Annotated in this window: 10 protein-coding genes and 1 pseudogene; 5 read left to right on the top strand and 6 right to left on the bottom strand. The window is 64.2% G+C overall.

Features of this window, described 5'->3' with window-relative positions:
• Positions 1 to 25: 25 nt before the first annotated feature.
• Together M5B42_RS08670 and M5B42_RS08675 are read right to left on the bottom strand one after the other, a co-directional pair.
• The gene (locus M5B42_RS08670; RefSeq protein ID WP_248745562.1) at positions 26 to 925 is read right to left on the bottom strand and encodes a LysR family transcriptional regulator; all 900 of its coding nucleotides are present in this window, start codon (positions 923 to 925) and stop codon (positions 26 to 28) included.
• A 76-nt stretch (positions 926 to 1001) separates the two neighbouring features.
• Positions 1002 to 1238 (bottom strand): annotated as a pseudogene (locus tag M5B42_RS08675) (redoxin); the annotation flags it as partial.
• Positions 1239 to 1387: 149 nt separating this feature from the next.
• Here M5B42_RS08675 and M5B42_RS08680 point away from each other — a divergent pair.
• A complete protein-coding gene (locus M5B42_RS08680; protein ID WP_152736943.1) occupies positions 1388 to 2788 on the top strand; it encodes a VOC family protein in 1401 nt (466 codons plus the stop codon).
• Positions 2789 to 2932: 144 nt separating this feature from the next.
• On the opposite strand, the gene M5B42_RS08685 is transcribed toward M5B42_RS08680, so the two are convergent.
• On the bottom strand, positions 2933 to 3805 hold the full coding sequence (locus tag M5B42_RS08685; protein WP_248745563.1) for a LysR family transcriptional regulator: 873 nt from the start codon (positions 3803 to 3805) through the stop codon (positions 2933 to 2935).
• Between the two features lie 94 nt (positions 3806 to 3899).
• On the opposite strand from M5B42_RS08685, the gene M5B42_RS08690 reads away from it, so the two are divergent.
• Positions 3900 to 4886, top strand: a complete 987-nt coding sequence (locus tag M5B42_RS08690; RefSeq protein ID WP_248745564.1) for a threonine/serine dehydratase — start codon at positions 3900 to 3902, stop codon at positions 4884 to 4886.
• A gap of 34 nt (positions 4887 to 4920) precedes the next feature.
• Here the strand turns inward: M5B42_RS08690 and M5B42_RS08695 are convergent, their stop codons facing one another.
• A complete protein-coding gene (locus M5B42_RS08695) occupies positions 4921 to 6240 on the bottom strand; it encodes a sigma 54-interacting transcriptional regulator (protein WP_103499605.1) in 1320 nt (439 codons plus the stop codon).
• A 360-nt stretch (positions 6241 to 6600) separates the two neighbouring features.
• Between M5B42_RS08695 and M5B42_RS08700 the strand changes: the two genes are divergently transcribed.
• The 3 genes from M5B42_RS08700 to M5B42_RS08710 are packed head-to-tail and all read left to right on the top strand — an operon-like array spanning position 6601 to position 9582.
• Entirely contained in the window at positions 6601 to 7485 is an 885-nt protein-coding gene (locus M5B42_RS08700; RefSeq protein WP_103498099.1) for an MBL fold metallo-hydrolase, read from the top strand.
• A 16-nt stretch (positions 7486 to 7501) separates the two neighbouring features.
• The gene (locus tag M5B42_RS08705; protein ID WP_177102858.1) at positions 7502 to 8761 is read left to right on the top strand and encodes an FAD/NAD(P)-binding oxidoreductase; all 1260 of its coding nucleotides are present in this window, start codon (positions 7502 to 7504) and stop codon (positions 8759 to 8761) included.
• On the top strand, positions 8758 to 9582 hold the full coding sequence (locus M5B42_RS08710) for a sulfite exporter TauE/SafE family protein (RefSeq protein ID WP_177102857.1): 825 nt from the start codon (positions 8758 to 8760) through the stop codon (positions 9580 to 9582). The genes M5B42_RS08705 and M5B42_RS08710 overlap by 4 nt, the downstream gene beginning before the upstream one ends.
• 49 nt (positions 9583 to 9631) lie before the next feature.
• Here the strand turns inward: M5B42_RS08710 and M5B42_RS08715 are convergent, their stop codons facing one another.
• Together M5B42_RS08715 and M5B42_RS08720 are read right to left on the bottom strand one after the other, a co-directional pair.
• Positions 9632 to 11074, bottom strand: a complete 1443-nt coding sequence (locus M5B42_RS08715) for a mechanosensitive ion channel domain-containing protein (RefSeq protein WP_248745565.1) — start codon at positions 11072 to 11074, stop codon at positions 9632 to 9634.
• Between the two features lie 123 nt (positions 11075 to 11197).
• Positions 11198 to 12064 carry a pirin family protein gene (locus tag M5B42_RS08720; protein ID WP_248745566.1) on the bottom strand — a complete coding sequence of 289 codons (867 nt, stop codon included), beginning with the start codon at positions 12062 to 12064 and terminating at the stop codon, positions 11198 to 11200.
• Positions 12065 to 12122: the final 58 nt, after the last annotated feature.

Consider the following 12122-nt stretch of genomic DNA (forward strand, 5'->3'; position numbering starts at 1 on the left):
CTTCTCAACGGCTCAGCGCAGTCCGTCAGAGCGCAAAGCTGTCGATAATTGCCTGTTTGACCAGCAGCACGGCGCCATCCGTCTGCGCATGGGTGCGCCAGCCAAGCTCGATGGGATAGTGCGGCAGGTCGATCGGACAGGGGAGCATCTGGATATCGCATAACCCGGCGATCGCCCGGGCGGCATGGGTGGGCAAGGTCGCCACCGCCGACGAGCCCTTCAACAGGAAGGGCAGTGCCGCGAAATGCGTGGTGGCGGTGACGACCTTGCGGCTCAGGCCGCGAGCCGCCAGCCCCTCGTCGACGATGCCGATAAAGCCCCCCGAGGAAATCAGGATATGCTCGCGGGCCACATAGTCCTGCAGATCGAGGGTCGTCCTGTCGCCCAGGCTGGCGCGATCCACCAGGCATGCATAACCGCCCTCCCCGAGCAACTGCCGACCCAGCAGCCGATTGGGGATACCGCCGGCGGTGATGGTCAGATCGAACTGGCGCTCCATCAGGGCATCGACCGCGATCTGGCTGTGGGTCTGGCGAAAGATCAGCCGCAGGTTTTTCGCCCGTTGCGCCACGGTTTCAATCAGCTGGCGACCGAGGGCGATTTCAAAGTCGTCGGACAGGCCGATGGTCACAGAACGCCCTTCATAACCGGCCAGGGACGGCTGAACCAGGGAAAAACTCTGGCGACATTTGTTCAAGGCGTCGGAGATCACCGGCTTGAGCTGGTTGGCGATCAGGGTCGGCGACAGGCCCCGGCCGGTGCGGACAAAGAGTTGATCGCCGTACATCGCGCGCAGGCGATTCAAGGCGGCGCTGACCGCCGACTGGGTCAGCCCGAGCTGCAACGCCGCGCGACTGGCGCTGCCCTCGTCATGCAGGGCCTCGAAGACCTTGAGCAGGTTGAGATCGGTATTGTTGATATTCATCCGGCTTGTACTGCTTGCAAATAAGGCAGCCAGATTAATACATCATCCCCAAGGCGTCGCGACCTGCCTCAGCCGCTCAACCCGGGTTGCCGGCCAGCTCAGTCCCCTTCGCCTCCTCCAGCAAGGCCTGGATCACCCTTTCCTGCTCGGCATAAGCGCCTTCGCCAAAATGGCTGTAGCGCACATGGCCCTTGGCGTCGATCAGATAATGCGCCGGCCAGAACTGATTATCGAAGGCGTGCCAGATCCTGTAGTCGCTGTCGACAGCCACCGGGTAGCCGATGCCGAGCCGCCTGACCTGCTGGCGGATATTGCCCGGACTCCCCCCGCCGCCCCTGAGGTGCACCCAGGTCAGTCCTTTTTGGAATGATCCCTGGACCTTAATTCGTTTGAACCCGCCCCCCACCACCCGCAGAATTCAGCGCAAGTCCAGTCATCCCGATTTTGCGGAGTACCACCCCCATGAGCACCGCTGTCTTCGCCCACCCCGACGAGATCCGCGCGCAGTTTTCCCGTGCCATGTCGCAGATGTACAAGACCGAAGTGCCGCTCTACGGCGCGCTGATGGAGTTGGTCGCGCAGGTCAACGAACAGGTGCTGGGCAACAATGCCCAGGTTGCCGAAAGCCTGCGCCAGACCGGCGAGATCCGTCGCCTGGACATGGAACGCCACGGCGCCATTCGCGTCGGCACGGCGGCGGAACTGGCGACCCTGGCCCGACTGTTCGCGGTGATGGGCATGGAACCGGTGGGTTATTACGACCTGACTCCGGCCGGCGTGCCGGTGCATTCGACCGCCTTTCGCGCGGTGCATGAAACGGCCTTGCAGGTCAGCCCGTTCCGCGTCTTCACTTCGCTGCTGCGCCTGGAACTGATCGAGGAAGACGGGCTGCGGGAATTCGCCGAATGGATCCTCAGCCGGCGGAATATCTTCACCCCTCGCACCATCGAACTGATCGAAAAGGCCGAGATGAATGGCGGCCTCGATTCCGCCGATGCCGCCGAGTTCGTCCAGCAGGCACTGGAAACCTTCCGTTGGCACAACAGCGCCACGGTGTCCCTGGACGAGTACAAAAAGCTCAATGCCCAGCATCGGCTGATCGCCGATGTGGTGGCGTTCAGGGGGCCGCATATCAACCACCTGACCCCGCGCACCCTGGACATCGACGCGGTGCAAGCCGCCATGCCGGGCAAGGGCATCACCCCCAAGGCGGTGATCGAAGGCCCGCCCCGCCGTGAGTGCGCGATCCTGTTGCGCCAGACCAGCTTCAAGGCGCTGGAGGAAGCCATCACCTTTATCGGCCAGGACGCCAGCGAAACCGGCAGCCACTCGGCCCGTTTCGGCGAAATCGAACAACGCGGCGCGGCACTGACACCCAAGGGCCGCCTGCTCTACGACCGCTTGCTGAACGCCGCGCGGGAGGAACTCGGTGACTTCCCCAACGAGGCCAATGCCGCGCGTTATGAGCAGATCATGGCAAACACCTTCAAGGCCTTCCCCGACAACTACAGCGAGATGCGCAAGCAGGGGTTGGCGTACTTCCGCTACTTCCCCACCGAGAAAGGCATTGCGGCACGTAGCAGCGAATTGCCGCTGCGGGAGCTGGAAGCCTTGATCGAAGCCGGCCAGGTGAGTTTCGAGCCGTTGGTGTATGAGGACTTTTTGCCGGTGAGCGCGGCCGGGATCTTCCAGTCGAACCTGGGGGATGATGCCCAGGCGCATTACACCGGCAGCTCCAACCGCGAGCAGTTCCACCAGGCGCTGGGGCGTGAAACCATTGATGAGTTGCAGCTGTATGCGGCGACGCAACGGCGTTCGTTGTTGGCATGTTCGACCCGGTTGAATATCGCGCCGTTGGTCTGATCCATACGTGTGAACGCTGCATAACCCTGTAGGAGCCAGCTTGCTGGCGATGCAATCTGATAGCCGACATCGCCGTTGCCTGGAAAATCGCTATCGCCAGCAAGCTGGCTCCTACAGGGTTATGCAGCGTTCGGAACGGGCCAGCTATATCGCCTGCCCGGCCATCAACTCATTCAGCGCCACCACCAACGGCGCCCGCACCGACGCCCGCTGCCAGACAATCCCCAAAGTCCGAAACAGCCTCGGCTCCGGCACTTCCCAACGGCGCACACCCTGCCCCTCGTGATTGGCCTTCGGCCGGTCAGGCACCAATGCCACCCCCAGTCCCTCGGCGACGAACTTGACGATGATATCAATGCCATCCAGCTCGAACTGGGACTTCGGCTTGAGGCCATGCCCCTGCAGATAAGCCTCCACCAGCTTGCCGCCGACCACCTTGCGGCTGAAGCGGATAAACGGCTCTTCAACAAGGGTGGCCAGCACATCCTCGACCGGCATCGCCGTCGGCGTGATCAGCACCAGCGGTTCTTCCACCAGCGCCACCCACTCGCAGCTCTTGGGCAAGGCGAACAACGGATGCACGATCAACGCCGCATCCAGGTCGCCGCTCACCACCTGCTCCATCAACTCCTGGGAGTTGCCGGGCTCGATATAGATTTCGATCTCGGGATAACGTCGACGCCATTCATGCAGCGACGGCGGCAGCAGTTGCATCAAGGCATATTGGGTCGCCCCCAGCCGCAGGGGCCCGACCGGCAGCACACCGCTGGAGGCACTGGCCCGCAGGTCGCGGGTTTCGCGGACAATCAGCCGCGCCCGCTCGATAATCCGATGGGCCGCCGCGGTCGGCTTCACGGTATGCCCGCTGCGTCTGAGCAAGGCATTGTCGAGCTGTTTTTCCAGGGCCTTGATCTGCTGGGCCACGGTGGTCGGCGCCAGGTCCAGTTGACGCGCCGCCGCGGCAATGGAACCGCAGTCGATCACCGCCAGGAAAGTTTCGAGAAATAGAGTGTCCATCCACGGATTTTACGTTGTTCAACCCCGTGAACAAGCGCTTTTCAAGGGCAGCGGAAAACCGCAGATTAGGCCTTTGCCCACCCAGGAGCGCGACATGACCTCACAGCCCATTCAACTGGCCGATATCGAACAGGCCGCCCTGCGTATCCAGGGGCACGCCGTGGAAACGCCATTGCTGGAATTCCACAGCCTGAATGAACACTGCCAGGGCCGGGTGCTGGTCAAGCCGGAAGTGCTGCAACGAACCGGTTCGTTCAAGTTCCGTGGCGCCTACAACACCCTGGCCAGCCTCAGTCCCGAAGAACGCGCCCGTGGCGTGCTGGCCTTCTCCTCCGGCAACCATGCCCAGGGCGTGGCTTGCGCGGCCAGGCTGCTGGGCATCCAGGCGACGATCCTGATGCCCAGGGATGCACCCGCCTTGAAGATCCGCCGCACCCGCGAATATGGTGCCCAGGTGGTGCTGTTCGACCGCGAGACCGAAGACCGCGAGGCCATCGCCGCGACACTGACCGCCGAAAGCGGCGCGGTGCTGGTCAAGCCCTACGACGACCCACGGGTCATGGCCGGCCAGGGCACCCTGGGACTGGAGATCGCCCGCCAGGCCCGGGCGCTGGGCCTGCGTCCCGACGTGGCCCTGGTGCCCTGCGGCGGCGGGGGCCTGATTGCCGGGGTCAGCGTGGCCCTGCACAGTCAGTTTCCCGAGGTCGCGGTGTATGCGGTGGAACCGGAGGGTTTCGATGACACCGGGCGCTCCCTGGTCGCGGGCAGCCGGCAAAGTATCGCGCCGGGCGGCCATTCGATCTGCGATGCGATCCTGACCGCCGCACCGGGCGAGTTGACCTTCGAGATCAATCGCCGGCTGCTGCGCGGCGCGTTGACGGTCACCGACGCCGAGGTCCGCTTCGCCCTGAGATGGGCGTTCGAAAACCTCAAGCTGGTGGTCGAACCGGGCGGCGTGGTCGGCCTGGCGGCATTGCTGGCCGGGCGCATCGCGCTGGAAGGTCGCTGCGCGGTGGTGGTGTTGTCAGGGGGCAATGCCGACCCGGCGCTCTTCGCCAATGCATTGCTGACGAACGATTGAACGACGTCGGTGCAGGAGTGACGGCTTCCGCACCTCAGGCCTTCCCTTCCAGCGCCTGCAAGCGCCGATACAAGGTGCGTTCGCTCATCCCCAGGGTTTTCGCCAGTTCGCTGCGCGAGCCATCGAACATCGCCAGGGCGTGGGCCAATTGCTCCAACTCGTTGCGCCCACGCCGTCGCTGGGGTGCCGCCGACGCGGTTTCACGCCTCAGTTCGGCGGGCAGATCGGCCAGCCGGATCACCCCATCGTCGGTAAACAGCCGGGCCCGCTCCAGCACATTGCGCAGTTCGCGGATATTGCCCGGCCAGTCATGCAGCCCCAGGGCCTTCATCGCCGGCGGGTCGATACGCGGCACCGCCGTCGGCGCCAGGCGTTGCAACAGGCTGTCGATCAGCAACGGCAGGTCGTCACCGCGCTCGCGCAAGGCCGGCAGGCGAATCGGAAAGGCGCTGATACGGTAGAACAGATCCTGGCGAAAACTCCCGGCCGCGACCATATCCTTGAGCGGCTTGTGGGTCGCGCAGACCAGGCGGAAGTCCGAGTGCACGGTACGCAGGCTGCCCACCGGGCGAAAGCTGCCGGACTCGATCAGGCGCAGCAACTTGACCTGCATCGCCAACGGCACCTCACCGATCTCGTCGAGAAACAGCGTGCCGCCATGGGCCGCCTCGGCCAGGCCGATCTTGCGCTGCACAGCGCCGGTGAAAGCACCCTTTTCGTAACCGAAGAGCTCGCTCTCCAACAGGGTTTCGGTCAGGCCGGTGCAATCGACCACCACCAGCGGCCCGCCGGCCCGTGGACTGCCCTCGTGGAGGGCGCGGGCAAAGAGTTCCTTGCCGGTACCGGACTCGCCTTGCAGCAACACCGGAATCGGCGACGGCGCCGCCCGTTGCAAGGCACTCAAAGCTTCCTTGAACGGTGCCGAGCGACCCACCAGGCCCTGATGCTGCGGCTGGGCCGAGGCCACGGTGACGGTATTCAAGCGTTCGACATAACCCACCACTTCGCCCTGCGCGTCCAGCAACGGCCGCAGTTCCACGTCGACATGCTCGGGGCCACGGGGCGTGTGGTGAATATGCAGGACCCGCTCGGGCAAGCGGCTTTCATGGGCCTTGCGCATGGGGCAATGCTCGCCGGCCTGGTCGCAGGGCACCGCGAACTGATGGGAGACCCGAAAGCATTTCGCGCCGACATGGGGACGCCCCTCTACCCCGAACTGACGCTGGTAGGCGGTGTTGGCGGCGACGATGTTGTAGTCGGTGTCGAGGACGATGGTCGGCTGGAGGTCGTGTTCCAGATAGGACACCAGGGCCCGCATATCGGCTCGGGCAAGATCGGTGGCAAGGATGGTCATGGCAACTCCCGGGTGGAGGCAGGAGCTTAATCCATGCCAATGCTTTCTGCCATTAGCTGCCATCGACTGCCAGAATGACTGCCAATTTATCTGCCAAATGCTTCTAAATCAGAAAACGTCGGCGAATAGGTTGATATAAATCAGCAAACACAGCAGAAAATAAAAAACTAAGCTTGGCATGCTTATTGAACTCTTTGTCAGACAGGACCGGGACATTGAACACACCGCCTAACCTGTAGGAGCAGGGCTTGTCGGATCGCCGCGAAGGGGCCCCTGAGAACGCTAAAAGCTTCGCGGGCAAGCCCTGCTCCTACAGGACCGTGTGAACCCCATCCCCGCCGATGACACCAGGAGTACGCAATGACCTTTGGCGACAAGCTAGCCGTAGAAGCTTTTTTCGATCCCGATACCTGGACCATCAGCTACCTGGTGCTGGACACCAGTACCCGCTGCTGCGCACTGATCGACAGCGTGCTCGACTACGACCCCAAGTCCGGGCGCACCCGCACGGCATCAGCCGATCGCCTGGTCGCCAGGATCCACGAACTGGACGCCCGGGTGGAATGGATCCTGGAAACCCACGTCCACGCCGACCACCTCTCGGCGGCGGCCTACCTGAAGGAACAACTCGGCGCCAAGGTCGCCATCGGCAGCCATATCACCGTGGTCCAGCAGGTATTCGGCGAGCTTTTCAATGCCGGCAGCGACTTCCAGCGCGACGGCAGCCAGTTCGACGTGCTGCTGGGGGACAATGCCGAATTCAGCATCGGTACCCTGAAGGCCCGCGCCCTGCACACGCCAGGACATACCCCGGCCTGCATGAGCTACCTGATCGAGTCCGGCGACGAACGGGTCGCCTTTGTCGGCGACACCCTGTTCATGCCCGACTACGGCACCGCCCGCTGCGACTTCCCCGGCGCCGACGCACGCACCCTCTATCGCTCGATCCGCCAACTGCTGGCGCTGCCACCCCAGACCCGGCTGTTCATGTGCCACGACTACCTGCCGGGCGGTCGCGAGCTGCGCTACATGACCACCGTCGCCGAACAGCGCGCGGACAATATCCATATCCATGAGGGCATCGACGAAGACAGCTTCGTCAGCATGCGCGAGGCCCGCGACGCCACCCTCGATATGCCGGTGCTGATGCTGCCGGCGGTGCAGGTCAACATGCGCAGCGGCCACCTGCCCGAGCCGGAAGCCAACGGCGTGCGCTACCTGAAGATCCCGCTCAATGCCCTCTGAACCAGGACCCGACACCATGTCTTCGACTGCCGTTTCCCATCACCAGATCCTGATCGTCGGCGCCGGCGCGGCCGGTATCGCCGTGGCCGCCAGCCTGCTGGCCCGGGCGCCGGACCTGGATATCGCGATCATCGACCCGGCCGACACCCATTATTACCAACCCGGCTGGACCCTGGTCGGCGCCGGGGTGTTTCGTCCCGAGTCGACCGCCCGGCCCATGGCGTCACTGATTCCCCGTGGCGTGCGCTGGATCAAGGCGGCGGTCAGCGCCTTCGGCCCCCACGGCCACGAAGTGGTGCTCACCGACCAGAGCCGGGTCGGTTACGAACAGTTGATCGTCTGCCCCGGCCTGAAACTCGACTGGACGGCCATCGACGGGCTCGAAGAGACTCTCGGGCGCAATGGCGTGACTTCCAACTATCGCTACGACCTCGCGCCCTACACCTGGAAACTGGTGCAGGAGCTCAAGGAGGGCGAGGCCCTGTTCAGCCAGCCGCCAATGCCGATCAAATGTGCCGGTGCGCCGCAGAAGGCCCTGTATCTGTCCTGCGATCACTGGCTCGGGAGCGGACGCCTGGAGCAGATCAACGCGCGCTTCTTCAACGCCGGCGCCGTGCTGTTCGGCGTGGCCGACTATGTCCCCGCGCTGATGGAATACATCGACAAGTACGCGATCGACCTGCAATTCGGCCACAGCCTGGTGGCGGTCAATGGCCCGGCGAAACAGGCGACCTTCGCCCGCACCCTGGCCGATGGCACCCGGGAAACCCTGGTCCGCTCGTTCGATATGCTGCATGTGGTGCCGCCGCAGGTGGCCCCGGACTTTATCCGTTCAAGCCCTTTGGCCGACGCGGCCGGCTGGGTCGATGTCGATCCGGCCACCCTGCAACACCGTCAGTTTTCCAATATCCACGGCCTGGGCGACGTGACCAACACCAGCAATGCCAAGACCGCCGCCGCCGCGCGCAAGCAGGCGCCGGTGGTGGCTAACAACGTGCTGGTGGCCCTCGGCCGCCTGCCCCGGCAGGCCAGCTACGACGGTTATGGCTCGTGCCCGCTGACGGTGGAGCGCGGCAAGATCGTTCTCGCCGAATTCACCTACGGCGGCAAGCTGGCGCCGACCTTCGCCCCCTGGTTGCTGGACGGGCGCAGGCCGACGCGGCTGGCCTGGTGGCTGAAGGAGCGGATCCTGCCGCCACTGTACTGGCGCGGCATGCTCAAGGGCCGTGAATGGCTGGCGCGGCCGACATTGACGGCGGCCAAAACCCAACCATGAACGAACATCTTTTTCTGGGGGCGGGACTGGGTACGCTGATCGGCGCGATCCTGGCCCTGACCGGGGCCGGCGGCGGCATTCTCGCGGTACCGCTGCTGGTGTTCGGGCTGGGTTTGTCGATGGTCGAAGCAGCGCCCATCGGCTTGCTCGCGGTGGGTCTGGCGGCGGGTGTCGGGGCCTTGCTCGGCTTGCGCCAGGGGATTGTCCGCTATCGGGCAGCGGCCTATATCGCCGGGGTCGGCGTGCTGCTGACGCCCCTGGGGTTATGGCTGGCCCATCATCTGCCCAACGAGCCGCTGGCCCTGGGGTTTGCCGCGGTGATGGTCTATGCCTGCGGCCGGATCTTCCTCAAGGCCCGCAAGGAGTTGCAACACGGCCGTCCGGCGCCGCGACCGGGCTTTCAGCCCTGTGTGCTGAATCCGTTGCAAGGCCGGTTGCGCTGGACCCTGCCCTGCGCCCGCGCGCTGACCGTGACCGGCATGCTCTCGGGATTGTTGTCGGGGCTGCTCGGGGTCGGTGGCGGTTTTGTCATCATCCCGGCGTTGACGCGTTACACCAACCTGGACGGCAAGAGCATCGTTGCCACGTCCCTGGCGGTGATTGCTCTGGTGTCGTTGGGTAGCGTGGTCACGGCCACATTGTCCGGGGCCATGCACTGGTCAGTCGGTGGGCCGTTTGCGGTGGGGGCGGTGCTCGGGTTGGTGCTGGGGCGCCAGGTTGCCGGGCATCTGGCCGGGCCCCGATTGCAGCAACTGTTCGCGCTGGTCGGGGTGATGGCGGCGGTGTTGCTGGCAGTGGGGGCGCTGGGGTTCTCGTTCTAAACCATAGGCTTTTGGCGATCTCAAGGACCTCTTCGCGACTGATCCCCCCTCAAGTCCGACTGCGCAACCACTGCATAAACCCGCGCTTCTCCACCGGCTTGGGCACCTCGCGGGTAAAGTTCTGCACCGCGCTCAAGCGCCGGTCGAGCAGGCTTTTCATGGCCTCGCCGATATCGTGCCGGGCTTCCAGGCACGGCTTGAGGTACTCGTTTTCAATGCGATACAGCACGCAGTCGGTCTTGGCGGTGAAGTCCGCCACCACCGCCATGTCGGCCAGCACCCCGGCCTCGCCGATCACCTCGCCCGGCCCCATGCGCCCTGCCTCCATCGGCACGCCGCCGCGCAACAGCGTCACCGAGACCACACCGGACTCGATGATGAACAAGTGATCGCTGACCTCGCCGCGGGCCATGATCTCGCTGCCGGCACGGAACATCTGCGCCTGCATGTTCTCGCTGAACGTATCCTTCTCCTCCGAACGCAAGGTGGAGAAAATCGAAGAGCTTTCCAACAACCTTCGCGCACGCGATAAATTCACCGGCGCGGCAGTCTCCCCGCTCGACAGCAGGCTCACCCCCGAAGCGCGCAAATGGCGGAACGCCAGGTCGTAGAGCTGATTGCGCACTTCGCGCTTCTCGCCCATGGACACCACAAAACCGTTGATTTCGTATTCAGCGCCCTCGGCACTGGAGCTTTTCAGCGTCACGCAAGGCGCCGGGGTCGGCAGCAAGGCGCGACAGCCGAGCATGGCCCGCTCCAGGGCATCGATCACCACCTGGGGCCGGGAATGCGGGCTGACCTGGACGCTGATGGACAGGCCATGCATATCGCTGGGCCGGCTGAAGTTGACGATCTTGGCCTTGGCCGCGAGGGAGTTGGGCACCACCGCCATGCTGCCCTGGGAGGTCTGCAGGCGCGTGGCGCGCCAGTCGATATCGACGACCCGGCCTTCGGTACCGTCGATGGCCACCCAGTCATCGACCTGATAAGGCTTGGTGGCATTCAGCACGATCCCGGAGAACACATCGCTGAGGGTGCTCTGCAAGGCCAGGCCGACAATGATCGCCAGGGCCCCGGACGTCGCCAGCACGCCCTTGACCGGCAGGTCGAGCACATAGGCCGCCGCCGCGACAATCGCAATCAGGAAGATGATCGCCCCGAGCACATCCTGCACCAGCCGTCCGGCATGCCCGACCCGCTGCATCATCACCGTGCCGAGCAGCACCGTCAGGGTCCGTGCACCGAACAGCCACCAGCCGATCTGCAAGCCGGTGGCCGCCAGGTGCCGGGGGATGTCATCCGGCCAGGGCGGGGTCTGCAAGGGGTTCATGCCTTCGTTGAACAGCAGCAGGCTGAACAGCGAGAACACCGTCAGGCGCACCGCCAGTTTCCAGGTATCGCTCTTGCTGCCCATCAGGTGCCACAACACCAGATCGATCACGATCAGCAGAAAAGCGCAGGACAGGGGATGTTCAGACAACAGGTCAAGCATCGAGCCACTCCATGAAAAGAAACCGTCGGCGGCGCGAAGATCGCACAGAACGGCTTCATGGAGTTATAGCTTTATATTCGAAGTGGTGGGCGGCCCTCGGGGAACGAGGACCGCCTGACGGCGTCAGTCGTGCATCTGCCCGAAGCGCCCGGCCTGGAAGTCGGCAAAGGCCTGGTGGATCTCGGCTTCGCTGTTCATCACGAAGGGGCCGTGGCCGACAATCGGTTCGTCAATCGGCTCGCCGCTGAGCAGCAGCACCACGGCATCGCCGTCGGCGTGCAGCGACACGTCGCGACCGACCCGCTCGAAGACGACCAACTGCCCCGGTTGCGCCAGTTGCTCGCCATTGACCCGCACACCACCGCGCAGGACCACCAGCACCGTGCTGCGGCCTTCATGCAGGTCCAGCGCCAGGGTTTTCCCGCCGGCCAGACGGATATCCCAGACATCCATCGGTGTGAAGGTCCGCGCTGGCCCCTGCCGGCCGTCGAACTCACCGGCGATCAGGCGCAGGCTGCCGGCCTGGTCCTTGAGGGGAATCCTGGGAATATCGTTGTCGAGAATGCCCTGGTAACCGGCCGGTGCCGACTTGTCCCGGGCCGGCAGGTTGACCCACAACTGGACCATTTCCAGGCGGCCACCGCGTTTGGCGAAGGCTTCGGAATGGAACTCCTCGTGGATGATCCCCGCGGCGGCGGTCATCCATTGCACGTCGCCCGGGCCGATCACGCCACCGGCACCGGTGGAATCGCGGTGCTCCACTTCACCGTCATAGACGATGGTCACGGTTTCAAAGCCGCGATGGGGATGCTGGCCGACGCCACGGCGCTGGGTGGTGGGAGTGAAATCAGCAGGTCCAGCGTGGTCCAGCATCAGGAACGGGCTGATGTGCTGGCCCAGGTTGTCATAGGAAAACAGCGTGCGCACCGGAAAGCCATCGCCGACCCAATGGCCCCTGGGGCTGGTGTAGAGACCAAGAATCTTTTTCATGGGTACCTCCATCAATATGGGGCACAGCTTAGATTCAACTGATTTTTGGCGCTAGACG

The organism is Pseudomonas sp. MWU12-2037 (genome assembly GCF_023242345.1).
GTDB lineage: Bacteria > Pseudomonadota > Gammaproteobacteria > Pseudomonadales > Pseudomonadaceae > Aquipseudomonas > Aquipseudomonas gingeri_D.

What these genes read in the sequence shown, in the direction of transcription:
- M5B42_RS08670 (WP_248745562.1), bottom strand. Translation starts at nt 925, where the DNA reads ATGAATATCAACAATACCGATCTCAACCTGCTCAAGGTCTTCGAGGCC.
- M5B42_RS08680 (WP_152736943.1), top strand. Translation starts at nt 1,388, where the DNA reads ATGAGCACCGCTGTCTTCGCCCACCCCGACGAGATCCGCGCGCAGTTT.
- M5B42_RS08685 (WP_248745563.1), bottom strand. Translation starts at nt 3,805, where the DNA reads ATGGACACTCTATTTCTCGAAACTTTCCTGGCGGTGATCGACTGCGGT.
- M5B42_RS08690 (WP_248745564.1), top strand. Translation starts at nt 3,900, where the DNA reads ATGACCTCACAGCCCATTCAACTGGCCGATATCGAACAGGCCGCCCTG.
- M5B42_RS08695 (WP_103499605.1), bottom strand. Translation starts at nt 6,240, where the DNA reads ATGACCATCCTTGCCACCGATCTTGCCCGAGCCGATATGCGGGCCCTG.
- M5B42_RS08700 (WP_103498099.1), top strand. Translation starts at nt 6,601, where the DNA reads ATGACCTTTGGCGACAAGCTAGCCGTAGAAGCTTTTTTCGATCCCGAT.
- M5B42_RS08705 (WP_177102858.1), top strand. Translation starts at nt 7,502, where the DNA reads ATGTCTTCGACTGCCGTTTCCCATCACCAGATCCTGATCGTCGGCGCC.
- M5B42_RS08710 (WP_177102857.1), top strand. Translation starts at nt 8,758, where the DNA reads ATGAACGAACATCTTTTTCTGGGGGCGGGACTGGGTACGCTGATCGGC.
- M5B42_RS08715 (WP_248745565.1), bottom strand. Translation starts at nt 11,074, where the DNA reads ATGCTTGACCTGTTGTCTGAACATCCCCTGTCCTGCGCTTTTCTGCTG.
- M5B42_RS08720 (WP_248745566.1), bottom strand. Translation starts at nt 12,064, where the DNA reads ATGAAAAAGATTCTTGGTCTCTACACCAGCCCCAGGGGCCATTGGGTC.